Source organism: Pseudomonas sp. R1-7 (assembly GCF_051132105.1).
Taxonomy (GTDB): domain Bacteria; phylum Pseudomonadota; class Gammaproteobacteria; order Pseudomonadales; family Pseudomonadaceae; genus Aquipseudomonas.
The window spans coordinates 2,546,804-2,568,772 of record NZ_CP071661.1 but is presented as its reverse complement, the minus strand read 5'-3'; the positions used below and the strand labels follow the sequence as shown (position 1 = coordinate 2,568,772).

The 21,969-nt window shown below is 62.9% G+C and carries 22 protein-coding genes; 13 read left to right on the top strand and 9 right to left on the bottom strand.

Going from position 1 to position 21,969, the window contains the following annotated elements; genetic code table 11:
* Positions 1-31: 31 nt before the first annotated feature.
* Both J3P79_RS11615 and J3P79_RS11610 read left to right on the top strand, forming a co-directional pair.
* Complete coding sequence (locus J3P79_RS11615; protein ID WP_434610623.1) at positions 32-547, top strand: DUF3304 domain-containing protein; 516 nt, start codon at positions 32-34, stop codon at positions 545-547.
* Positions 538-2,922 (top strand): T6SS phospholipase effector Tle1-like catalytic domain-containing protein, encoded by a 2,385-nt coding sequence (locus tag J3P79_RS11610; RefSeq protein ID WP_434610620.1) that lies wholly within the window; start codon positions 538-540, stop codon positions 2,920-2,922. Before J3P79_RS11615 ends, J3P79_RS11610 begins: the two co-directional genes overlap by 10 nt.
* A 96-nt stretch (positions 2,923-3,018) precedes the next feature.
* Here the strand turns inward: J3P79_RS11610 and J3P79_RS11605 are convergent, their stop codons facing one another.
* The 3 genes from J3P79_RS11605 to J3P79_RS11595 are packed head-to-tail and all read right to left on the bottom strand — an operon-like array spanning position 3,019 to position 4,648.
* Complete coding sequence (locus J3P79_RS11605) at positions 3,019-3,264, bottom strand: cytochrome C oxidase subunit IV family protein (RefSeq protein WP_434610617.1); 246 nt, start codon at positions 3,262-3,264, stop codon at positions 3,019-3,021.
* 12 nt (positions 3,265-3,276) lie between these two features.
* Positions 3,277-3,861, bottom strand: a complete 585-nt coding sequence (locus tag J3P79_RS11600) for a cytochrome c oxidase subunit 3 family protein (protein ID WP_434610615.1) — start codon at positions 3,859-3,861, stop codon at positions 3,277-3,279.
* Positions 3,845-4,648 carry a CbbQ/NirQ/NorQ/GpvN family protein gene (locus tag J3P79_RS11595; protein ID WP_434610613.1) on the bottom strand — a complete coding sequence of 268 codons (804 nt, stop codon included), beginning with the start codon at positions 4,646-4,648 and terminating at the stop codon, positions 3,845-3,847. The genes J3P79_RS11600 and J3P79_RS11595 overlap by 17 nt, the downstream gene beginning before the upstream one ends.
* Positions 4,649-4,969: 321 nt before the next feature.
* Here J3P79_RS11595 and nirS point away from each other — a divergent pair, with 321 nt between their 5' ends.
* The 11 genes from nirS (at position 4,970) to J3P79_RS11540 (ending at position 13,930) form a co-directional block, all read left to right on the top strand.
* Positions 4,970-6,538 carry a nitrite reductase gene (gene nirS, locus J3P79_RS11590; protein ID WP_434611436.1) on the top strand — a complete coding sequence of 523 codons (1,569 nt, stop codon included), beginning with the start codon at positions 4,970-4,972 and terminating at the stop codon, positions 6,536-6,538.
* Between the two features lie 24 nt (positions 6,539-6,562).
* Positions 6,563-6,871, top strand: coding sequence for a c-type cytochrome (locus J3P79_RS11585; protein ID WP_039591176.1), 309 nt, complete (start codon positions 6,563-6,565; stop codon positions 6,869-6,871).
* A gap of 70 nt (positions 6,872-6,941) precedes the next feature.
* The gene (locus J3P79_RS11580; protein WP_434610609.1) at positions 6,942-7,271 is read left to right on the top strand and encodes a c-type cytochrome; all 330 of its coding nucleotides are present in this window, start codon (positions 6,942-6,944) and stop codon (positions 7,269-7,271) included.
* Positions 7,268-8,443 carry a cytochrome D1 domain-containing protein gene (locus tag J3P79_RS11575; RefSeq protein ID WP_434610607.1) on the top strand — a complete coding sequence of 392 codons (1,176 nt, stop codon included), beginning with the start codon at positions 7,268-7,270 and terminating at the stop codon, positions 8,441-8,443. The genes J3P79_RS11580 and J3P79_RS11575 overlap by 4 nt, the downstream gene beginning before the upstream one ends.
* A 2-nt stretch (positions 8,444-8,445) precedes the next feature.
* Positions 8,446-8,904 carry an Lrp/AsnC family transcriptional regulator gene (locus J3P79_RS11570; RefSeq protein WP_434610604.1) on the top strand — a complete coding sequence of 153 codons (459 nt, stop codon included), beginning with the start codon at positions 8,446-8,448 and terminating at the stop codon, positions 8,902-8,904.
* On the top strand, positions 8,901-9,413 hold the full coding sequence (ahbB, locus tag J3P79_RS11565) for a siroheme decarboxylase subunit beta (protein ID WP_434610601.1): 513 nt from the start codon (positions 8,901-8,903) through the stop codon (positions 9,411-9,413). Before J3P79_RS11570 ends, ahbB (J3P79_RS11565) begins: the two co-directional genes overlap by 4 nt.
* Positions 9,406-9,849: an Lrp/AsnC family transcriptional regulator gene (locus J3P79_RS11560; protein WP_434610599.1), complete on the top strand. Its 444-nt coding sequence runs from the start codon at positions 9,406-9,408 to the stop codon at positions 9,847-9,849. Before ahbB (J3P79_RS11565) ends, J3P79_RS11560 begins: the two co-directional genes overlap by 8 nt.
* Positions 9,824-10,345 (top strand): siroheme decarboxylase subunit beta, encoded by a 522-nt coding sequence (gene ahbB, locus J3P79_RS11555; protein ID WP_434610598.1) that lies wholly within the window; start codon positions 9,824-9,826, stop codon positions 10,343-10,345. The genes J3P79_RS11560 and ahbB (J3P79_RS11555) overlap by 26 nt, the downstream gene beginning before the upstream one ends.
* Positions 10,346-10,372: 27 nt before the next feature.
* On the top strand, positions 10,373-11,551 hold the full coding sequence (gene nirJ, locus J3P79_RS11550) for a heme d1 biosynthesis radical SAM protein NirJ (protein WP_434610596.1): 1,179 nt from the start codon (positions 10,373-10,375) through the stop codon (positions 11,549-11,551).
* Positions 11,552-11,594: 43 nt separating this feature from the next.
* The gene (gene cobA / locus J3P79_RS11545) at positions 11,595-12,437 is read left to right on the top strand and encodes a uroporphyrinogen-III C-methyltransferase (RefSeq protein ID WP_434610593.1); all 843 of its coding nucleotides are present in this window, start codon (positions 11,595-11,597) and stop codon (positions 12,435-12,437) included.
* Positions 12,434-13,930, top strand: coding sequence for a cytochrome D1 domain-containing protein (locus J3P79_RS11540; RefSeq protein WP_434610590.1), 1,497 nt, complete (start codon positions 12,434-12,436; stop codon positions 13,928-13,930). The genes cobA and J3P79_RS11540 overlap by 4 nt, the downstream gene beginning before the upstream one ends.
* Positions 13,931-14,056: 126 nt before the next feature.
* Here the strand turns inward: J3P79_RS11540 and J3P79_RS11535 are convergent, their stop codons facing one another.
* Genes J3P79_RS11535 through nosR form a run of 6 tightly spaced genes read right to left on the bottom strand, consistent with a single transcriptional unit; the run spans position 14,057 to position 21,817 of the window.
* On the bottom strand, positions 14,057-14,584 hold the full coding sequence (locus tag J3P79_RS11535) for a nitrous oxide reductase accessory protein NosL (RefSeq protein WP_434610588.1): 528 nt from the start codon (positions 14,582-14,584) through the stop codon (positions 14,057-14,059).
* 28 nt (positions 14,585-14,612) lie between these two features.
* On the bottom strand, positions 14,613-15,443 hold the full coding sequence (locus J3P79_RS11530) for an ABC transporter permease (protein ID WP_434610587.1): 831 nt from the start codon (positions 15,441-15,443) through the stop codon (positions 14,613-14,615).
* Complete coding sequence (locus tag J3P79_RS11525) at positions 15,440-16,357, bottom strand: ABC transporter ATP-binding protein (RefSeq protein WP_434610585.1); 918 nt, start codon at positions 16,355-16,357, stop codon at positions 15,440-15,442. Before J3P79_RS11525 ends, J3P79_RS11530 begins: the two co-directional genes overlap by 4 nt.
* Positions 16,354-17,667, bottom strand: coding sequence for a nitrous oxide reductase family maturation protein NosD (locus tag J3P79_RS11520; protein WP_434610583.1), 1,314 nt, complete (start codon positions 17,665-17,667; stop codon positions 16,354-16,356). Before J3P79_RS11520 ends, J3P79_RS11525 begins: the two co-directional genes overlap by 4 nt.
* Positions 17,668-17,692: 25 nt before the next feature.
* Complete coding sequence (gene nosZ, locus J3P79_RS11515; protein ID WP_434610581.1) at positions 17,693-19,612, bottom strand: TAT-dependent nitrous-oxide reductase; 1,920 nt, start codon at positions 19,610-19,612, stop codon at positions 17,693-17,695.
* Between the two features lie 54 nt (positions 19,613-19,666).
* Complete coding sequence (gene nosR, locus J3P79_RS11510) at positions 19,667-21,817, bottom strand: transcriptional regulator NosR (protein ID WP_434611434.1); 2,151 nt, start codon at positions 21,815-21,817, stop codon at positions 19,667-19,669.
* Positions 21,818-21,969: the final 152 nt, after the last annotated feature.

The following is a 21,969-nucleotide window of genomic DNA, read 5'->3' as shown; positions in this document are numbered from 1 at the left end:
TTTCACGCGCATTTAATAAAAGGACTTTGCGATGGGGCGATTGACGTTATGGAAGTTGTTGGCGGGGAGTTTTTATGCCTCGTTGGGGTTGATGTTGTATGGGTGCTCCTCTGCGGAAAATGAAATGGCGGGAGGGAATTTGGCGGCCGTCAATCATACCTTGGGTGCGATTAATTGGTTTTCGGTCAATGGTTATAGAGCACACGGCGGTGGAGGCAGTTCGTGTTGCATAGTTTTGCCAACCATATGGCGTAGCGGTCTGAAGGCCGATATCGAATGGGAGGTGGATCCTGACCCTTTTGCGGATGCACCGCCCTTAGGGACCGATGAATTTCGATCTTTTATGGTAAAGCATAAAGCTAACTATCAACGGCATAGCGCTACGGTCGAAATACCTGAATGGTCGGGAACGGACTCCTGCGGCTTAAAGGTCCACTTCCTAGTTTGTAATCAAATCAAGGTCACTACCTCTTGTTGGGGGTACGGTTCACCTCACAATCCAATTAAAGATCCAAAGCAAATGAAGGAGCCTGCTGTATGTCCGTAGAAAAAAATAACAATTCAAAAGCCAAGGCTTGGGCACCACCGATTTTCCCAGTCGGTGGCCGGTTACCCACAGACATTCGAAAGGTGACCGCAAATTACAATAGACAGATTAAGGAGAAGAACTTATTTCGCCAAACGACCAACGCCCGGGGACAAAGACGGCACTCTGCGTGCTGCCACAGTTTGCACATCAGTTTATTTTTTTATGGCACCAACAATAACGAACATAACGATACCAAGAAGGAGCACCCAAGCAATATTGCCAAGCTATTTCACGCGTCGCTTCAAGACGATGATGCCAAGGATAGAGGCTATTTCTCCTCCTACATGCCCGGTGTCGGCACCCCCTTCCCAGAAATTGGCGAACTGGATTACAGCGAGAACGGATTGCAGTTTGCCACGGGTGGCGAAGACCGGATCAACTGGGCCTTGGTGCAAGTCGCAAGTGCTCTGTCTTTCGCGCTGAACAATAAGAACGAAATCGACCGTGTCGTCGCCAAGGCCAAGGTCGAGTCCATGAGCACGTCCAAAGGCCCCATGATGAGCATCTTCGGCGCCGGTCGACGACGCCAAGTCATGAAAGGTTTGCTGGAACCGTTGAGAGCCCATGTCCCCAGAACCAGACCTGAAGTGCTGGGTGTTAAGCTCTTCGTCTACGGTTTTTCCCGCGGCGCGGCGGAAGCGCGCACTTTCGTGAGTTGGCTGAGCCAGCTGTTCGACACACCGGACGGGGCCGAAAACCCGGAACAGACACTGTTGGGGCTGCCGGTAAGCATCGAGTTCCTCGGCCTGCTGGACACCGTGGCGTCGGTGGGTATCGCCCATGTCACGCCGTTTTTTGCCGGGCACATGGACTGGGCCGATGACACCCAGTTGTTGCCCGACGCAAAGATGTTTCCCGACTTCGTCAAATGCTGCCGGCACTTTGTCGCGGCGTTCGAACAACGTGCCTGTTTCCCGCTGGATTCGGTCCGTAACGAGGATGGCACTTACCCGCCCAATACCTTCGAAGTGGTGTACCCCGGTGTGCACTCCGACGTGGGCGGTGGCTACCCGAAAAACGATCAGGGCAAGGCGCGTGGCGGTACGAATGAGCTGATATCGCAGATCGTCCTGCACGATCTGTATGCCGCAGCCTTCGCTGCCGGAGCGCCATTAAAGGTACCGGAGACAGTATTGCCGGACAGCCTGAAAAGTCAGAAAAATTGGCGAGTCCTGGGGCTGGACGTGACAGAGGAGTTCGACATAAGCCCTCAAGTCATCGAACGCTTCAACGCCTGGCACCACCAAACCCTGCACACCGTTCCACCCGAAGATCAGAACAGCAGCACCCCCACCGACGGCTACCACCCCCTGCTCCTCACCACCACCGTCGAAGACACCCTGGCCGATCAATTAGGCTGGATCACCGGCTGGCGCATTGGCCGTTTTGCCAACGACCTCGAAGAGGTCGAAGGCCGCTATCAATACAACGACAGCTACAAGCATCAACCGTTCTTCACCGAGGCCAACGAAGCCACCGCCTACGATACGGCCGAACAGCGTCGTAAATATGAAGACCAGAAACGGGCCGCACTGGAAAACCGCCAGAAAGCACCCGCCGCAGCGATGAATCATCCCGGCCCGCCGATCTACGAGCCGCAGATCGATCAGACCCAGCTCAGCCAGGCTGCCACTGAATTCAAGCACGACTATCTGGACATCGATCGCCAGCAGACCAGTTTGTCGGGCACCGTCCTGGACGTGGTGTTGCGCGACACAATGTACCTGCTCAACGAGAACGATGAGGTGCGGGACCACGCAAGCATCAAGGCGGCGGGCGAGTTGCGCAAGGAGCAACTGTTCCTGGACAGGTTCGGTTTGCCCAGCCGGAAGCCGGGCCTGGCGCTGCTGGTGGCGTTGTTCGATGACCACGTCCACGACTCGCGGGCCTGGTTCATGCACGACAAGTTGGCGTCCCGAGAGCTATGGGCCGGTTACTTTTTCTATCGCATGACCTATTTCGGCAACGAGAACAGCCGTGCCCTGTCGCCGGTGGTGGTCGCCGGGCGGATGCTGGGCGTGGCGGTGCTGGCGGGCGCCACGGTGTATGGCATCAAGCGCAGCGGCACGCTGGGCGCGGTGGGTGGGCTGGCCGCCGGCATGGGCGCGGCGACCATTGGTTATCAGGTGATCGACAAGGTTAGCGGTGAGGTGGTGCCGTTCCTGCCGGGCGCGGAAAAGATCCTGCAGCCGACGCGTCATATTGGCGAAGTGGTGATCGAGCAGAAGAAACAGATTGCCTTGGACGACCATCTGCAACGTCTCGAACGGACCGACGAAATACTGCGGCTGGCCGGCGTGCTGGTGGAGTTTGATGGGGAGGTCGCCTCATGATGCCCTTGATACGTACCTTCGGCGGCTAAGCCTATTGGGGCCGCTACGCAGCCCAGCGGGAGCAAGCTCCCTCGCCACCGGGGTTTACGCAGGGATTCAAACCCCAAACGAAACCCCCACCGCCAGCACCACCGCCCAGCTCAACATCAACCGCCGCCACAACCGCGGGGCGTGGCGCAGTTCCATGAAGCCGTCGGCGATCAGCCAGGCCTTGGTCACGGCAACTGCCAGGATGGCGATTGCCACCAGCCCGTTGGCGGCGACCTGGGCCAAGGCAACGGTGGCGGTACTTAACACGGCCAGCATCGTCCAGCAGATGATCAGGACACGGGACGTCGACACGGGCATCTCCATTCAATCGAGGATGTAGACCACCGGGAACAGCAGCACCCAGACCAGATCCACCATGTGCCAATACAGCACGCCGGATTCGAGTCCGCTGTGTTGCTGCGCACCGTAGCGCCGGCGTCGACAGCCCTCGGCCAGCCACGCGAGGATGACCATGCCCAGCAGCACATGGAGGAAATGGAACGCGGTGAGGATCCAGTACAAGGTGAAGAAGGTGTTGTGTTCCATGCCGAGGCCGTTCGCCAGCAGGTGCGCATACTCGCTGAGCTTGATGGCTACGTAGCCACAGGCGAGCAGCAACGCGCCGCACAACAACAGCGCGGCTCGACGCGGGCGGTCTTGCCGGGTTTGCTCCAGGGCCAGGGCGGCGAACAGCCCGGCGGTCAGCAGGCTGAGGGTCATCGCCAGGCCCGTGGAGCTGTCCAGCAACTGGCGGCCGTCGCTGAACATCTGTGGATGCAGCGCCTGGGCGACGGTGAACGCGAGGATCAGCAGCGCGAACACTGACAGCTCGGCGAGGATGAAGAACCACATCGCCAGATCCCCGGGCAACCGCCGGGACATTCCAACGCTCTCAGCCGAAATGGACATCGACCACATCCATCAGCGCGGCGACGGTTTGCGGGTCATCGCTCAACGGTTCGGCCAGGCACGCCAGGCAGGCCTGGCGCGGGTCCATCCCGGCGCCGATCATGCGGGCCGTGAAGATCAGCAGACGGGTAGACGCGACCTCCTCCAAATCATGCTGATCGAGCCGACGCAGCGCCTGCCCCAAGCGCACCACCTGGGCGGCCAGGGCCATATCGACGCCGGCCTCGCGGGCAACGATGCGTTCTTCGTCGGCCACCGCCGGGTAGCCGAAACGCATCGCCACGAAACGCTGGCGCGTGCTCGGCTTCATGCCCTTGAGCAGGTTCTGGTAGCCGGGGTTATACGACACCACCAGCATGAACGACGGCGGCGCCTGCAAAACCTCGCCGGTGCGTTCCAGGTACAGCTGTCGACGATCGTCCGCCAGCGGGTGCAGCACCACCGCCGTGTCCTGGCGCGCCTCGACTACTTCGTCCAGGTAACAGATGCCGCCCTCGCGCACCGCCCGGGTCAACGGTCCGTCCTGCCACCAGGTGCCTTGGGCACCGATCAGGTGACGGCCAACCAGGTCGGCGGCGCTGAGGTCGTCGTGGCAGGCGACGGTGTACAGCGGCAGTTTCAAGCGGTGGGCCATGTGCTGGACAAAACGGGTCTTGCCGCAACCCGTCGGGCCTTTGATCAGCACCGGCATGCCGTGGCGCCAGGCCTGTTCGAACAACGCCTGCTCGTTGTCCTGGGCTTGATAGAAGGGTTCGTCGGGGTGTTGCGCGGTATGGATTGCGTTCATGGGATGGCCTGATCAGACAACGGATTGCCACTCAAGCTACGAGGCCCTGCGACAACCTGGCAAGGCTTGCGGCCGGCAAACTTGATCGCCGTCAAGCGAGTAACCATCGCCCCCGGCATAGCCTTGCAGCGCACCAAGAATCTGCGCGCCGGACGACATTTACGGGGGCAGCGCGGGTCATGCCTGAGGAGAAATGGAATGCTGATCAGCCACAAAAAATCGTGGGCGATGAGGGTCACGGCGCTGTGTACAGCGCTGGCCTCCCCTTACGTCTTCGCCGACCAACCGCCTACGCAAGCCGCTTCGCAGGACGGCCCGCGCATGGTCAAGACCGACGGCGCGCCGGACCTGAGCCAGGCCGACTTCGACGCGGCCAAGGAAATCTACTTCCAGCGCTGCGCAGGCTGCCACGGCGTGCTGCGCAAGGGCGCCACCGGCAAGCCCCTGACACCCGACATCACCCAGGCGCGCGGCCAACCCTACCTGGAGGCGCTGATCACCTACGGCTCCGCCGCCGGCATGCCGAACTGGGGCACCTCCAACGCGCTGACCAAAGACCAGATCACGGTGATGGCCAAGTTCATCCAGCACACCCCGCCGACACCGCCGGAATGGGGCATGGCCGAAACCCTCAAGACCTGGAAAGTCCTGGTCAAGCCCGAGGACCGCCCGACCAAGCAACTTAACAACCTCAACCTGCAAAACCTGTTCTCGGTGACCCTGCGCGACGACGGCAAGATCGCCTTGATCGACGGCGACAGCAAGAAGATCGTCAAGCTGATCGACACCGGCTACGCGGTGCACATCTCGCGGATTTCAGCCTCTGGGCGTTATTTGCTGGTGATCGGCCGGGACGCCAAGATCGACATGATCGACCTGTGGCCGAAAGAGCCGACGAAGGTCGCGGAAATCAAGGTGGGCATCGAAGCCCGCTCGGTCGAAACCTCCAAGTTCAAAGGCTACGAAGACAAGTACACGATTGCCGGTTCGTACTGGCCGCCGCAGTTCACGATCATGGACGGCGAGACCCTGGAGCCCAAGCAGATCGTTTCCACTCGCGGCATGACGGTCGACACCCAGCAATACCACCCCGAACCCCGCGTCGCGGCGATCATCGCCTCCCATGAATGGCCGGAGTTCATCGTCAACGTCAAGGAAACCGGCAAGGTGATGCTGGTCAACTACCAGGACATCAAGAACCTCACCATCACCAGCATCGACGCCGCGCCGTTCCTGCATGACGGCGGTTGGGACAGCAGCCATCGCTACTTCATGACGGCCGCCAACAACTCCAACAAAGTCGCGGTGATCGACTCCAAGGAACGCAAGCTCACCGCCCTGGTGGACGTCGGCAAGACTCCGCACCCGGGACGCGGCGCCAACTTCAACCATCCGCTCTACGGACCGGTCTGGGCCACCAGCCACCTGGGGGATGCCGGGGTTTCGCTGATCGGCACCGACCCGGTCAAGCACCCGCAATACGCCTGGAAACAGGTGGGTTCGCTCCAGGGCCAGGGCGGCGGTTCGCTGTTCATCAAGACCCATCCGCAGTCGCGTCACCTGTACGTCGACACCACCCTCAGCCCGGACGCCAAGCTCAGCCAATCGGTGGCGGTGTTCAACATCGACAAACTCGACGCCGGCTACACCGTGCTGCCGATTGCCGAGTACGCCGGCATCAAAAAAGGTGCCCTGCGCGTGGTGCAACCGGAATACAACAAGGCCGGTGACGAAGTCTGGTTCTCGGTCTGGAGCGGCCAGGAAGACGAGTCGGCGCTGGTGGTGATCGACGACAAGACCCTCAAGGTCAAGGACGTGATCAAGGACAAGCGCCTGATCACCCCGACCGGGAAATTCAACGTCTACAACACCCAACACGACATCTATTGAGCCCCATCAATAAGAGGAAAACACATGAAGCCTATTCTCATCGCGCTGGCCCTGACCGCCGCCTACAGCCTGCCGGCAATGGCGCAGGACGGCCCGACCTTGTTCAAGAGCAAACCGTGCGCAGCCTGCCACTCCATCGACACCAAGGTAGTGGGCCCGGCGCTCAAGGAAGTCGCGGCGAAAAACGCAGGCGTCGCGGGGGCCGAGGCGCTACTGGCCAAACACATCAAGGAAGGTACGCAAGGCAACTGGGGACCGATGCCGATGCCGGCCAATCCGGTGACGGAAGAGGAGGCCAAGATTCTTGCGGCGTGGGTCTTGACCCTCAAGTAACCACATGACCGTGGCGAGGGAGCTTGCTCCCTCGCCACGAAAGCGGTGCAATTTCATTCAGGAGGACGTCATGGAACGACACCGCTTTACCACTTCGATGACCACCCTCCTCCTGGTTTTCTCCGCCTGCGCGCAGGCCGCTCCCGACCCGCCGCGCCAGGCCCAACTTCAACATCTTCTGGACCAGGACTGTGGCGCCTGCCACGGCCTGCGCATGACCGGCGGCCTCGGCCCGCCGCTGACCCGCGAAGCGCTGGCGGGAAAATCCCGCGACAGCCTCATCGCCACCGTCACCCTGGGCCGCCCCGGCAGCGCCATGCCCGGCTGGGCGCCACTGCTCGGCCCTGACGATATTCGCTGGCTGGTGGACCGGCTTCTTCAAGGAAAACCCGCCTCATGATCCGTTCCCTCCTGTCCATTGCCACCGCAATCCTGCTCGCCGGTTGCGCCCAGCCCATCCTGCGCGGTACCGGCGACCTGGGTGTGGTGGTGGAGCGCGCCAGCGGCAGCCTGCAGATCATCGAAAGCGACAGCCGCAGCCTGCTCGCCCGCGTCGAAGGCTTGGGTGACTTGTCCCATGCCTCGGTGGTGTTCTCCCGGGACCAGCGCTACGCCTACGTGTTCGGCCGCGATGGCGGTCTGAGCAAGGTCGATTTGCTGACCACTCGCATCGTCCGCAGGATCATCCAGGGCGGCAACAGCATCGGCGGCGCGATCAGCCAGGACGGCAAACTGATCGCCGTCTCCAATTACGAACCCGGCGGCGTGAAAGTATTCGACGCCAGGACGCTGGACCAGATTGCCGACATCCCGGCCACGCCGCTGCCGGACGCCGGTAAACGCTCCCGCGTGGTGGGCCTGGTGGATGCGCCCGGCCAGCGTTTCGTGTTCAGCCTGTTCGACACCGGCGAGATCTGGACCGCCGATTTCAGCGACGGCCTCACGCCGCGCATCGAGCGCTTCACCGGCATCGGCCAGCAACCCTACGACGCGCTGATCACCCCCGACGGGCGCTACTACATGGCTGGGCTGTTCGGCGAGGACGGCATGGCACAACTCGATCTGTGGTATCCAGAGCACGGGGTCAAGCGCGTGCTGGGGCATTACGGGCGTGGCGAGGCCCGGCTGCCGGTCTACAAGATGCCGCATCTGGAAGGCTGGGCCATGGCCGACCAACAGGCTTTCGTGCCTGCCGTCGGCCATCACCAGGTGCTGGTGATGGACGCTAAGAACTGGCAGCAGACCGACGCCATCGCCGTCGCCGGCCAACCCGTGTTCGTTACCGCGCGACCAGATGGACGCCAGCTCTGGGTCAACTTCGCCTACCCAGACAACGACCGCGTCCAGGTCATCGACACCCAGACCCATGCCATCGTTGCCGACCTGCGTCCCGGGCCGGCGGTGCTGCACATGGAGTTCACGGCCCGCGGCGACCAGTTGTGGCTGTCCGCCCGGGATGGCGGTGAAGTGCAGATCTGGGATCCCTACCGGCTCGAACGGATCGGCACCCTGCCGTCACTGAGCCCCAGCGGCATTTTCTTCAGCAGCCGCGCGCACAAGCCAGGGTACTGACCATGACACCGAGCCCTCTCGCCCGTCGCCTGATCGACCGCTTCCAACACGGCATGCCGTTGTGTGCCGAACCCTACAAAGCCATGGCCGAAACCCTCGGTTGCAGCGAGGCCCAGGTCATCGACTGTCTTCAACACCTGCAACTGGCGGGGACGCTGTCGAGAGTCGGTCCGGTGTTCGAACACAGCCGGGCCGGCGCCAGCACCCTCGCCGCTCTCGCCGTGCCAGCGGAGCGCTTGCATCAAGTGGCCGGGCGCGTCAGCCAGTACCCGGAAGTCAATCACAACTACGCCCGCGAGCATCGCTACAACCTCTGGTTCGTGCTGACCGGTCCCGACCGTGCCCACCTGGAAAACATCCTCCGGGAACTGGAGCAGGACACCGGCCTAACGCCCCTGGACCTGCCGATGCTCACCGCCTATCGCATCGACCTGGGCTTTGCCCTGGAGGCCACCCCATGAACACCGCCCTGAGCGAGCCACAATCCCTGGCGCTGCGCCGTCTGCTGGAAACCGGCCTGCCCCTGGTCCCGCGTCCCTTCCAGGCCTTGGCCGAACAGATCGAAGCCAGCGAACCTCAGGTGCTCGAGCAAATGCGGCTATGGCACGAACAAGGCCTGTTCCGCCGCGTTGGCCTGGTGGTCAATCATCGCGCCTTGGGATTTTCCGCCAATGCCATGTTGGTGCTGGACGTGCCGGATGCATTGGTCGATGAAGTCGGGCGACGCCTCGGCCAAGCACCGGGCATCAGCCTCTGCTACCAGCGCCCACGGCGGCTGCCGCAATGGCAATACAACCTTTTCTGCATGATTCACGGGCGCCAGCGTGATCGCGTCGAGGCCCAGGTCCAGGCGTTGCTCCAGGAGCATCTGCTGGATGACCTGCCCCATCAATTGTTGTTCAGCACGCACTTGTTCAAGCAATGCGGCGGACGTTTCACCGCACCGGCCGGAGGCTCGATCGATGGATGACCTTGACCGCCGCCTGATCAATCGCCTGCAACTGGGCTTGCCGCTGGTGCGCCATCCCTGGGAGCACCTGGCCCGCGAACTGGACAGCAACAGCAGCGAGCTGCTCGACCGTCTGCATGAGCTGCTCAACGAAGGCGTGCTGACCCGTTTTGGCCCGATGTTCGATATCGATCGCCTCGGCGGCGCGTTCACCCTCGCCGCCCTGGCCGTGCCCGAAGCGCGTTTCGAGACCATCGCCGAGCTGCTCGCCGACCTGCCCGAAGTGGCCCACAACTACCGTCGCGAGCACGCCTGGAATATGTGGTTCGTGCTTGCCTGCCCCAGTGAACAGGCGATCGCCGACACCCTGCTGCGCATCGAGCGACTGACCGGCCTGGTGCCGCTGAACCTGCCCAAGGAGGAGACCTACCATGTCGGTTTGTATTTCCCGGTTTGATCCGCCGCATTTGGAAGAAACTCCGCTGGCCCTGCGCCTGGTCGAACTGACCCAGGCCGGCCTGCCCTTGCTCGAAGATCCCTGGAGCTGGCTCGCCGAACAACTGGGCCTGAGTGTCGAGTCCACCCTCGACCTGCTCAAGCGCCTGCAGGCCGAGGGCGCGATCCGTCGCATCGCCGCCGTGCCCAACCACTATCGCCTGGGTTATCGCCACAACGGCATGACCGTCTGGGATGTCGCCGACGCCGACATGCCGCGCCTCGGCGCGCTGTTGGGTGAACAGCCCTTCGTCAGCCATTGCTACCGCCGCCCGCGCCGGCCCGGCTGGCGCTACAACCTGTTTGCCATGGTCCACGGCCGTAGCCGCGAGGAAATCGACAGCTACCGCGACCACCTGCGTTACCTGCTGGGGGATGCGTGCGCCGCCGACGACATGCTGGTGAGCAGCCGGATCCTGAAGAAAACCGGCTTGCGCCTGTCACCGGCCTCGCGCTGAACCCGCACGTCGACCGAAGGAGCGCTTATGTTGAGGATCAGCCATTACCTGCGCGCCCTGGCCGGGCAATGCCCCGCCCCACGCGTCGCACCACCGGGCAGCCTGCGCGCACCGGTGGTGATCTGGAACTTGCTCAGACGCTGCAACCTGACCTGCAAGCATTGCTACGCAACCTCCGCCGACAGCGTGTTCCACGATGAACTGAACACGGCCGAAGCCCTGCAAGTGATCGACGACCTGCACGACGCCGGGGTGCGGGTGTTGATCCTGTCCGGCGGCGAACCGTTGCTGCGCGAGGACCTGTTCCAGCTCAGCGCCTATGCCCGCGCCAGAGGGTTCTTCGTCGCCCTGTCCACCAACGGCACGCTGATCGATGCCACCAATATCGAACAGATCGCGGCGGCGAACTTTGATTACGTCGGCATCAGCATCGATGGCCTGGAAGCGACCCACGATGAATTCCGTCAGTTCAAGGGCAGTTTCGCCAGCTCCATGGCGGCGATCCGGCTTTGTCGCGAACGCGGAATCCGGGTCGGCTTGCGCACGACGCTGACCCAGCAGAACCATCTGCAACTGCCGAGGCTGCTGGAGCTGATGGACGAATACGACGTGCAGAAATTCTACCTGTCCCACCTCAACTACAGCGGTCGCGGCAAGCGCAGTCGCAAGCTCGATGCCCATCAGCAGATGAGCCGCGAGGCCATGGATATGATTTTCCAGCGCGCCTGGGCGGACGTCGAACAAGGCCGAGACAGCGATTTCGTCAGCGGCAACAACGATGCCGATGCGATCCTGCTGCTGCACTGGGTCGCCCGGTGCCTGCCCCAACACTCCACCGCCCTGGAGCAGATGCTGCGGGCCTGGGGCGGCAATGCCTCGGGCAGCGGCATCGCCAACATCGACAACACCGGCGAGGTCCATCCCGACACGTATTGGTGGCAGCACTCGGTGGGCAATGTCCGCCAGACGCCGTTCAAGACCCTTTGGCTGGACCGCCCCGAGCCCCTTCTCCTGAAGCTGCGCGAGCACCCGCGCGCCGTCGGCGGACGCTGCGGCCAATGCCGCTGGCTGGATATCTGCAACGGCAACACCCGCACCCGCGCCTGGGCCGATGGCGACTTGTGGGGCCAAGACCCCGGTTGCCACCTGAGCGATGAAGAAATCGGCGTGCACGCGATTCCCAGCGTGGCACTGCAACCGATATAGCCCGAAGCCGACGGCGAACCTGATGACGAACCAAGGAAGTCCCATGCCTGCCTCCATCGTTTTGCCCGCTGCCCTGCAATCGTCCTTCCGGCCTGGGGAAGTCGCCCTGGTCGGCGCCGGCCCTGGTGATCCGGGCCTCCTGACCTTGCGGGCCTGGAGCCTGCTAATGCAGGCCGACGCGGTGGTCTACGACCGCTTGATCAGCCCGCAGTTACTCAGCCTGATCCCACTGGCGTGCGCCCGGCATTACGTCGGCAAGGCCGCCGGCTGCCACAGCCTTCCCCAGCCGCAGATCAACCAACTGTTGGCCGATCTGGCGGACCAGGGCCAGCGAGTCGTCCGGCTCAAGGGCGGCGACCCGTTCATTTTCGGCCGAGGCGCTGAAGAGCTGGAATACCTGTTGTCCCGTGGCATCGATTGCCAAGTGGTGCCCGGCATCACCGCCGCGGCAGGTTGTACCGCCTATGCCGGCATTCCGCTGACCCATCGCGATCTGGTCAACTCCTGCCGATTCATCACCGGCCATTTGCAGCGCGACGGTGAGCTGGTCTTGCCTTGGCAAAGCCTGGCCGATGACAGCCAGACGCTGGTCTTCTACATGGGCTTGTCGAACCTGCGCACCATTGCCGAACGCTTGATGGCAGCCGGGCTTGCAGCCGACACGCCGGCAGCGTTGATCAGCAACGGCACCCGCCCTGACCAACAGGTGCTGCGCGGCACGCTTGGGGAATTGCCGGAAATGGCCCAGGCCTGCGCCGACGGGCTGCCCACCTTGACCGTGATCGGCAAGGTCGTCGGCCTGTTTGCCCAACAGCCGGTGCAGCATCCGGCGCGGATTCACCCCGTGCAACAAGCCAAGCCCTACGCCTCGAAGGTGGCGTCATGAAGGGCTGGTGGATCCCTCCTGTGCTGTGGATCAGCGCGGCTCACGGTGCTGACGTCAGCGGGCCGGACCTGGACCTGGCCGAGCGCAACTATCAGCAGCACTGCGAGCAATGCCACGGCGTCAATCGCATCGGCGGCGCCGGGCCGGCGCTATTGCCCCAGAGCCTGAGCCGGATCAAGCCCGCTGAAATCCGCCAGGTCATCCAAAACGGTCGCCCCGCCAGCCAAATGGCGGCGTTCGGCAACGTGCTGGATGCCGCGCAGATTGATGGCCTGACCCACTATCTCCAGCGCCCGCCCGCCGTCGAGCCGACCTGGGACGAAGACGACACCCGTCGCAGTCATCGCCTGCTGGCGGATCTTGCCACGCTGCCGGACGAGCCCCAGCACAAGGCCGACCCGCTGAACCTGTTCGTGGTGGTGGAGGCCGGCGACCATCATGTCGATATCGTCGACGGCGATCGCTTCGAGGTGCTGGCGCGCTTCGCCTCGCACTTTGCCGTGCACGGCGGGCCAAAATTCTCCCCGGACGGCCGTTTCGTCTACTTCGCCTCACGGGACGGTTGGATCAGCCTTTACGACCTGCACAACCTCAAGCTCATCGCCGAAGTCCGCGCCGGGCTCAACACCCGAAACCTGGCGGTAAGCAAGGACGGTCGCTGGGTGCTGGTGGGCAACACCTTGCCGGGCAACCTGGTGGTGCTCGACGCTCGGGACCTGTCGCTGGTCAAGACCGTTGCAACGGTCGGGCTGGATGGCCAGGCGTCGCGGGTCAGCGCGGTTTATACGGCGCCGCCGCGGGACAGCTTCATCGTTGCGTTGAAAGATGTGAAAGAGGTCTGGGAACTGTCCACCGGGCCGAACCCCGACTTTGTGCCCAGGCGCATCGAGGCCGAGGATTACCTGGATGACTTTTCCTTCTCACCGGATTATCGGCAATTGCTCGCCACCTCGCGCAAGGCACAGGGTGGGCAAGTGATCGACCTCGACACCGGGCGGATCGTCACGGATATCGCGCTGCCGGGCATGCCGCACCTGGGTTCGGGTACCTATTGGAAACACGAGGGTCATTGGGTATTCGCCACGCCGAATATCAGCAAGGGGCTGATTTCAGTGATCGACTTCAACACCTGGAAAGTGATCAAGCAGATTCCCACCCTCGGGCCGGGCTTCTTCCTGCGCAGCCATGCCAATTCCCGCTATGCCTGGACCGACGTGTTCTTCGGCCCGGACAACGATGCCATCCACCTCATCGACAAGCAGACCCTGGAGATCGCCCACACGCTGCGCCCGATGCCCGGCAAAACCGCCGCCCACGTCGAATTCACCCGCGACGGCCGCTATCTGCTGCTGAGCATCTGGGACACCGACGGCGCGCTGATCGTCTATGACAGCAGCACCCTGAAAGAGATCAAGCGTCTGCCGATGAACAAGCCGTCGGGCAAATACAACGTGGGCAACAAGATTGAATTTGCCGAGGGGACTTCACATTGACCTGGCATCCCGGGGGGCTGCTGCGCAGCCCAGCGGGAGCAAGCTCCCTCGCCACAAGGGCTGCATTGATAACCCGTTCTTCGAGCCACCCACTCCCCTTGGCGTTTTTCCTTCACCCAAAAACGGTCAATGACTCATCGATGACATCGCGCCAGCCTGCCCGAGCAGGTTCTGGTCGATGTCTTCCAGGCGCAGGACCTTGCCGCCGGTCTCGTGGGCGAGTTTTTGTGCCGCCTCGAGGTCGGAGAACGAAGCCAGGACCACGCCCATGGCGCCCTTGAGCCGGGAGCCGATCACGAAGTAAGCGGTGCGGGCGTCGATCAGGTGGGCGTCGTCCGGCGCGTCCCAATGGCTGCGGCCCATGTCGTGGACATACAGCTTCACGTCGGCGCGGTGGTTCTCCGGTTGCAGCCACCAGCCGAGCATTTCCGCCGGCGAGCAGAACTTCTTCGTCCCGCCGGTACCGACCGCTGCGCCCTTGGGTCCGGGGAAATCGGTGATGACCATGCCGCACACATGGCATTCATCCCCGGGATGAAAAGCCAGTCCTGCCTGGGCAGCCTGCGGCGATGTAGCCTTGTCGCAGGCCGCCAGCGCCAGGCACACCAACACCCCGGCCAGGACACGGCTCGCCTTGAAATAAACCCTGTTCATCACATGCTTCCTCATCAAGATCAAACATTCATGGGCATCGGCGATTGAACAACCGATAGGCCAGCCACAACGGCACCACCATCCACAATCCCAGGCACAGCCAGAGCAGCGGCCCGGCGACCGGCAAATCGCTGCCCAGCGTCAACACGCCCGCGCCGCTGGCCGCCGCGTCAAACCCGGATACATTGATCAGTCGATACACATCGGTGGGGTTCAACAGCAACAGCCAGGGCAACAGATCCGGACTGAACCGGCCCTCGCTCAGCACCAGCAACGCCAGGAGCGCCAAGTCGAACACCAGCACAAAGAAAAACCACACGCCCAGCGCCAGCCCCGCCGCGGTGGATTTCTCCGCCGACAGGCAACTCAGCACATAGGCCAATCCGAGAAACACCCAACCCAGCAGCGTGCTGGACAGCATGAAACGACCGAACGCCCAGAGCAGCAAGCTCAGCTCCACGTCATCCACCAGCACCGCGATGGCCAACATCGCGCAGCCGAAACCAATCAGGGTCGCCAGGGCCAGGATCAGGCCGTGGCCGACAAACTTGCCCAACAGCAATTGCCCGCGTCCCAGCGGATACGTCAGCAACAGCAACAACGTGCCGCTTTCGTCCTCGCCGACAATCGCGTCATATGCCAGCAGCAAGGCAATCAACGGCATCAGGAATGTCGCCAGGCTGGCCAGGCTCGCCACCGTTGCCGGCACCGAGGTGAAGCCCAATTGACCGGACGCCGCCGCACCGAGCCAGGCGATGCCGATCGCCAGTACCGCGAACAACAAGCTGATCGCCAGCAGCCAGCGGTTGCGCAGGCCGTCGCCGAGTTCCTTGCGGGCCATGTTCCAGATCGGGTTCATTGGCCGGCCTCCTCGGTCGCCGCGCGGTTCATATAGTGGCGGTAGAGATCTTCCAGCGAGGGTGGCTTGATCTCCACGTCCCTCGGGTCGTCCTGGGCCAGCAATTGGCGCAGCAACACCAACTTGCTGCCGTCCGGCGCGGACACCTGCACCCCTTCGGCACCCCAGCCCTGGGTGGCGTGCCCTTCACTGCGCCAGTGCTGGCGCAGCCAGTCGGCGCGGGACAGGCCCGAAGCGCGGATCAGCGTCGGCAGACCCGCGTCCTCGCGCAATCGCGCCAGGCTGCCGAGGGCCAACAGCCGTCCTCGGGTGAGGATCGCGGCGCGGTTGATGTGTGCTTCCACACCCGGCAAGACGTGGGAACACAGGATGATGCTGGTGCCCTGCCAGCGCAGTCGGTCAAGGAGTTGATAGAGGTCCTGGGTGGCGATGGGGTCGAGGCCCACGGTCGGTTCGTCCAACAGCAACAAGCGCGGCTGGCCGAGCAAGGCCTGGGCGAGACCGAGGCGCTGGCGCATGCCCTTGGAATAGGTGCGCACCCGGCGTTTCGCCGCGACGGCCAGCCCTACCTCTTCCAGTAAGCGCTCGACCTGCGCGGGTGCCGCGCCTTTGAGCCGGGCGAAGTGCTGCAACGTCTCCAGCCCGCTCAACTGCGGATAGAACATGACGTTCTCCGGCAGGTAACCAAGCATCCGCCGTACGTTCGGGTCGCTGGGCCCACGGCCGAAGACCCGCACGTCCCCCGAGCTGGGCTGCAGCAGCCCGAGAATCAATTTCATGGTGGTGGTCTTGCCCGCGCCGTTGTGGCCGAACAGGCCGAGCACCTCGCCTTGGGCCAGGGTCAGGTCAAGCCCGTGCAGCACGGCGACGTCGCCATAACGCTGGCTGACGCCTTCGATTTCGACGATGTTCAAGACGCGTCCTCCTGGGCAACGTTGCGTTGAAGGGGTTGGGTCGGCGATTGCATCAGCGGGTGACTGTCCATCACCCCGGGGGATTTCATCACCGGGAACGCCCGCTGCACCCAGCGCAGCAGTTCGACGCCCGGGCTGTTCATCAGCAAGCGAACCTGGGGATACAGCCACAGCAGCCGGTCGACGTTGTCATTGGGTTCATAGGCGACGTCGCCCAGCCCATCGCTGTTGCGGTCCCAGCCCAGGTAATCGCTCCAGTAATTGCCGCGTCCGTCCGCCGACCATTCCTGCAACCGGGTGGCGACGTACTTGACCTGGCGCTGGTTATGGACGAAAGCATTGCCGGCGATGCGGTTGTCCTCCGAACCGGCGGTGAGGTGGATGCCCACGGCGCTGCGCTCGAAATGATTGCCTTCGATGCGGTTGAACAGCGAGTTGTAAATGAACAGCGCCTTGCCCTCGGCGCCGGTGATCATGGTGTCGCCGGTGGACCCGTCGCGTACGTCGGTGACGACGTTGTCGCGCAAGGTCGAATAAGTGATGTAGTTCATCAGGATCCCGTAGTTCTGGTCCTGTTCGGAACGGTTGCCGATCACCGTCAGTTGGCGGCTTTGCATCAGCGCGTAGCCGGTGCGGGTGCGCCGGGTGGTGTTGTCCAGCAGTTGGTTGTCGTTGGCGAACATGTAATGCACTCCGTAGCGCAGATCCTCCAGGGTGTTGCCCTGCAGCAGATTGCCGTTGGAGGTATCGATGTAAATGCCGTCGCGGGTGTCGCGGATCTGGTTGCCGATGACCTTGGCGCCACGCACCGCGTACAGGTGAATGCCGTTGCCACGGTCTTGGGAACGCAGGCCCGGGTCGCCCTGGATGCGGTTGTCGATGAGGCTGACATCCCGCGTGCCATCGACCCAGATGCCGAAGCCCTGGCCCTGCATGCGGTTCGCCCGGACCACCGCGCCCTGGCCGGCAGGCTGGATGAACACGGCAGCGTTCATGGCCGTCAGGTCATGGCCCCAGTCCAGGAAAGTGCAGCCCTGGACCTGGACGTTCGGCGCCCGGATGACCAGGCCGTTGCCCTCGCCCTGCCCCTGGAACACGGCGTCCGGCGCACAGGTGAGCGTCATGGTTTGATCGATGCTGAACGCGCCACGGTACTCACCGGCCGGCAGGCGCCATTGCTGGTCGCCCTCGGCCTGCAACGGCAGGTCCATGATCGATTGCGGCGCGCTGGACGCACCGCCCGACAACAGGCAGAACATCAGCGCAATGACCGTTCGATGAGCGTTTGCGTGCGGCATGTTCGCGGTCATTGCACCTGCCTCCTCGATGAATGACTCAGGCTTTTTCAACCAGCATGCGCCCGACCATTTCCATGTGCAGCGCATGACAGAACCAGCTGCAGTAGTACCAATGCAGGCCGGGCTTGTCGGCGATGAAGGTGATGGAGGACGTTTGCTGCGGGCTGATCTCCATGCTCGCGCCGTGGTTGGTCATGACAAAACCGTGGGACACGTCCTCGATCTGGTCGATGTTGGTGATCGTCACCGTCACCTCGTTGCCCTGTTTGACGGTGAACTCCGTCAGGCCGTAGGCCGGCGCCATGGAGGTCATGTAGACCCGCACCTTGTTGCCGTCGCGGATGACCTTGTTGTCAGTTTCCAGGTTGATGCCGTCCTTCTTCGCCCGGGCCACGGTGTCGGCAAAGAACGGGTCGTTGCGACTCCAGATTTTCTGGGGCTTGATCTGGTCGCGCCGGGCGAGGATGCAGTCGTGGGGTTCGGCGAAGGCCGGGCCGTCGTGGACCAGTTTCATTTCCTCGCCGGAGATGTCGATCAGTTGGTCGTTCTCCGGGTGCAGCGGGCCGGTGGGCAGGAAGCGGTCCTTGGAAAACTTGCAGAGCACCACCAGCCACTTGCCGTCCGCCTCGCTGGTTTCGGTCAGGGACGCATGGTTGTGCCCGGGCTGGTACTGCACGTCGAGCTTCTGCTTGATGTAATTGACCTTCTCGCCTTTGTAGGCGCGGACGGCCTCGTCCATGCTCCACTTCACCACCTGGCTGTCGATGAACAGCGTGGTGTATGCGTTGCCGCGCCCGTCGAAGGTCGTGTGCAGCGGGCCCAGGCCCAGTTCCGGCTCGGCGACGATCACTTCGCGCGGGTCTTTGTAGCGGTCGTTGAACAGATCATCGAGGCGGTCGATGGCGATCATCGAGACCGTCGGCGAAAGCTTGCCGTTGGCGATGAAATACTTGCCGTCAGACGAGGTGTTGAGGCCATGGGGGTTCTTCGGCACCGGGATGTAGCGAGTGAACTCGCTGTCCTTGCCGTTGACCTTGCGTCCGTCGACCACCGGCACCTTGGAGCCGTCCAGGGTGATGAACTTGCCGGCCTTGACCGCCGCCTCGATGCGCGGAATGTTGTACACCACCACCCAATCGCGCTCGTTGCGCATCATGCCGCCCAGGTCGTAGGCCTTCTCGGAGTTGTAGCAGGTGCTGGCGGCGTATTTGCCGGTGTAGTCGGCGTCGGTGTTGTCCAGGTTGCCGTCGACGATGACCTGGAAGGCCATCTCCATTTTCTCGGCATCGATGACGTTGAACATCGTGAAGCTGTTCTTATCCTGCAGATCGAAGGTGCTGCCGTCATTCGGGTGCGGGATCACAAACTCGCCGTTGGCGAATACGTATTTGGTATGCGGGACCTTTTGCAGGCGCAGGCCATGGATCGCCTGGACATTGGGCACGGTGAGGATCTTGTCGCACTTCATGATGTCCAGGCGAATGCGCGCAACCCGCGAATTGGCCTTGTCGTTGATGAACAGGTACTTGCCGTCGTACTTGCCGTCGGTCATCGAGATGTGCGGGTGATGGCAGTCGCCGTTCTGGTACTTGGCGCTGTCTCCCAGGATGCGCTTGCTCTCGTTGGTCAGGCCCCAGCCGGTCGCCGAATCGACGTTGAACACCGGGATGCGCATCAGCTCGCGCATCGACGGCACGCCCAGCACCCTCACCTCCCCCTGATGGCCGCCGCTCCAGAAACCGTAGTATTCGTCGAGCTCGCCGGGACCGACGTGGACCTTGGACTTGGCTTCCTTGGCCGCCGCGGCCCAGGACTCGCGGGTGAACGTTCCAGCCCCCAGAGCGGTGGCGCCGGCCAACACTGCGCCAGTGACCGCACCAGTGCCGAGGAAACTGCGGCGGCTGACGCCCCTGGGCTCTTGCACTGCGTCAGGCGTCGGGATTTTTTTATCGCTCATGCTGTGTGTGCTCCGTGAAGAAAGAAACGGTCAGGGCCAGGTCCTGCGCGCCGCTCAAGGCGTCGGTTCCACCTGCACCACCGGGATTCGTTGCGGGTCGGTCGGGGTTGGCTTGCCACGCTTCTTGCGCTTGTTGATCAAGGGCGGGCATTTGTTTTCGTTGTGCCAGGTCATCTGGCAGTCGAGGCAGTAATGGCATTCGTTAGCGTTGATCCGGCCATCGGGATGAATCGCCTGGATCTCGCATTCCTTGGCGCACAGTTGGCACGGGTTACCGCACTCCTTGCGGCGCTTGAGCCAGTCGAACAGGCGCAGCCGGGTGGGCATCGCCAAGGCTGCGCCCAGCGGGCAGACGTAGCGGCAATAGACTTTACGTGTGAACACGTTGATAACCAGCAGGCCCACCGCGTAGGCGACGAACCACCATTGGCGGTCGAACTTGAGCGTGATGGCGGTCTTGAATGGCTCCACCTCGGCGAGCCGTTCGGCGGTGGCCATCGATTCCAGGGAGACGCCGAACAGCCCCAGCAAAATGATGTACTTGATCGCCCACAGACGCTCATGAACGGCGAACGGCAGTTCGTATTGCGGCACCTTGAGTTTGCGCGCCAGCTCGTTGATCAATTCCTGCAACGCGCCGAACGGGCACAGCCAGCCACAGAACACCCCGCGCCCCCACAGCAGGATGCTGGCGGCGGTGAACACCCAGAGAATGAAGATCAGCGGATCGGTGAGAAACAGTTCCCAGCGAAACCCCTCGAACAGCGCGTGGACGAAGGTCAGCACGTTGACCACCGACAACTGCGCCAGCGCGAAGCCGCCGAGAAACACCACCGTGAACACCAGGTAACCACGACGGACCCAGTGCAGCAGCGTCGGCCGTCGAGCCAGCGAGTCCTGGAAAAACAGGATCGCCGTCAGTACCAGCAACGCCGCGCCGAGCACGCCGATTTCGACGCTTTTCTGGTACCAGAGGGTCAGCCACATAGGCCGGCTGGCTTCTTCGGCCGCCGCCAGTTGCTCGGCCGTCGGCAACGGCCGCTCGAGGTAGGGCTCGGGCAGTTGGTAGCCAAGTTCGAAGCTGCTGAACGTGCCGCTGACCGGACCGGTCTGGCGCCGCACCAACAGTTCCAGGCTCCACGGCGCGCCGGGGTCGAAACGATGGGCGGCGCGGATGGTGAAGATCGCCATCTCGTCGAAGTCCGGCATGTCGGCGGCGGCGACGTCATCCAGGCGTTGGAAATCCAGGTCGCGGAAGCTGATGGTGTCGCCGGATTGGCGAAGTTGCACCCGGTCGAAGATGCCGCCACGCACATAGCCCGAGCCCTTGAAGGAATAACGGCCGCTGCCCATCACCGCGATCGCCTGCTCGCCCGGCTTGAGTTCGGCCATCAGCGCGCGGTATTGCGTCTCGCCCAGCAAGTTGCGGCCGACGGTGGGCGGGTTGAGGTGGGTGACGTAGAGGTCGATGAAGGTGTCGTCCACCTGCTCGCCGCTGGCGGTTTCGACGTGTTCGGCTTCGGTGCCTTTGAACGAGGCGTCCACCTGGCCACGGGTCAAGTGCAAGCGACGGACAGCGCCGTTGCCCGTCAGCGTGGCCCAATCGCCCGGCAGGTAGACATCGTCTCGTACGCGGGCCGGCGCCACGGCCACTCCGGCATCGCTCTTGACCAGGCCCAGGGACACCGCGACGTCGTGGGCGGCGCGCATGATGACTTCGTTGACCACCATGGCCGTCACCGTGGCGCCGGCGATCGCATCGACCGTCACCGCATTCGGGTCGCTGGAATGCCCCACCACCACCCGTTGGTTGACCTTGATGCCGCTGTATCGAGCGCTGAAGGCGTGGAGCTTTTCTTCGGCGATGCCGATCAGCAGGATCGGTTCGTGGTGCTCCAGTACGTAGGCGTCGAGGATCACACCGGCAGGGTCGAGAATGACCTGGACGTTGATCGGCTTGCCCGAATACGCCGGAATGTCCACTACGTCCAGGCTCTGGAACACGTAGCCCAAGACCTTGCCGGCGGCGGAGAGTTTGCGAACCTTGAAAGGGCCTTCGGGCTCGGAAATCGAATCGACGGGGCTCAGGACCTGGTGGATGCGCTGTTGCTGGATTTCACCGTAGTCCCTGGCCTGGACAGTGGCGGCGAACATCAGCAGTAGAAGGAAGAGCCCGGGAATCCAGGAACGGGATGGGTGCAGCATCGCAACGGGTCGGGTCATGAGCGCCAAGGCTTAAGGACAGGATCTTGGCGATCATTGTGGGGCTCGCCCCTGCCCTGGCCCCTTGATTGAAATCAACTTGGCAAAAAACCAGCTGCGACGGTTTTACACACCCAACTGTGGCGAGGGGATTT

Excerpts from the sequence above, each read along its gene's own strand:
- J3P79_RS11615 (WP_434610623.1), top strand. The coding sequence starts at position 32 with ATGGGGCGATTGACGTTATGGAAGTTGTTGGCGGGGAGTTTTTATGCC.
- J3P79_RS11610 (WP_434610620.1), top strand. The coding sequence starts at position 538 with ATGTCCGTAGAAAAAAATAACAATTCAAAAGCCAAGGCTTGGGCACCA.
- J3P79_RS11600 (WP_434610615.1), bottom strand. The coding sequence starts at position 3,861 with ATGTCCATTTCGGCTGAGAGCGTTGGAATGTCCCGGCGGTTGCCCGGG.
- J3P79_RS11595 (WP_434610613.1), bottom strand. The coding sequence starts at position 4,648 with ATGAACGCAATCCATACCGCGCAACACCCCGACGAACCCTTCTATCAA.
- nirS (WP_434611436.1), top strand. The coding sequence starts at position 4,970 with ATGGTCAAGACCGACGGCGCGCCGGACCTGAGCCAGGCCGACTTCGAC.
- J3P79_RS11585 (WP_039591176.1), top strand. The coding sequence starts at position 6,563 with ATGAAGCCTATTCTCATCGCGCTGGCCCTGACCGCCGCCTACAGCCTG.
- J3P79_RS11580 (WP_434610609.1), top strand. The coding sequence starts at position 6,942 with ATGGAACGACACCGCTTTACCACTTCGATGACCACCCTCCTCCTGGTT.
- J3P79_RS11575 (WP_434610607.1), top strand. The coding sequence starts at position 7,268 with ATGATCCGTTCCCTCCTGTCCATTGCCACCGCAATCCTGCTCGCCGGT.
- J3P79_RS11570 (WP_434610604.1), top strand. The coding sequence starts at position 8,446 with ATGACACCGAGCCCTCTCGCCCGTCGCCTGATCGACCGCTTCCAACAC.
- ahbB (WP_434610601.1), top strand. The coding sequence starts at position 8,901 with ATGAACACCGCCCTGAGCGAGCCACAATCCCTGGCGCTGCGCCGTCTG.
- J3P79_RS11560 (WP_434610599.1), top strand. The coding sequence starts at position 9,406 with ATGGATGACCTTGACCGCCGCCTGATCAATCGCCTGCAACTGGGCTTG.
- ahbB (WP_434610598.1), top strand. The coding sequence starts at position 9,824 with ATGTCGGTTTGTATTTCCCGGTTTGATCCGCCGCATTTGGAAGAAACT.
- nirJ (WP_434610596.1), top strand. The coding sequence starts at position 10,373 with ATGTTGAGGATCAGCCATTACCTGCGCGCCCTGGCCGGGCAATGCCCC.
- cobA (WP_434610593.1), top strand. The coding sequence starts at position 11,595 with ATGCCTGCCTCCATCGTTTTGCCCGCTGCCCTGCAATCGTCCTTCCGG.
- J3P79_RS11540 (WP_434610590.1), top strand. The coding sequence starts at position 12,434 with ATGAAGGGCTGGTGGATCCCTCCTGTGCTGTGGATCAGCGCGGCTCAC.
- J3P79_RS11535 (WP_434610588.1), bottom strand. The coding sequence starts at position 14,584 with ATGAACAGGGTTTATTTCAAGGCGAGCCGTGTCCTGGCCGGGGTGTTG.
- J3P79_RS11530 (WP_434610587.1), bottom strand. The coding sequence starts at position 15,443 with ATGAACCCGATCTGGAACATGGCCCGCAAGGAACTCGGCGACGGCCTG.
- J3P79_RS11520 (WP_434610583.1), bottom strand. The coding sequence starts at position 17,667 with ATGACCGCGAACATGCCGCACGCAAACGCTCATCGAACGGTCATTGCG.
- nosZ (WP_434610581.1), bottom strand. The coding sequence starts at position 19,612 with ATGAGCGATAAAAAAATCCCGACGCCTGACGCAGTGCAAGAGCCCAGG.
- nosR (WP_434611434.1), bottom strand. The coding sequence starts at position 21,817 with ATGCTGCACCCATCCCGTTCCTGGATTCCCGGGCTCTTCCTTCTACTG.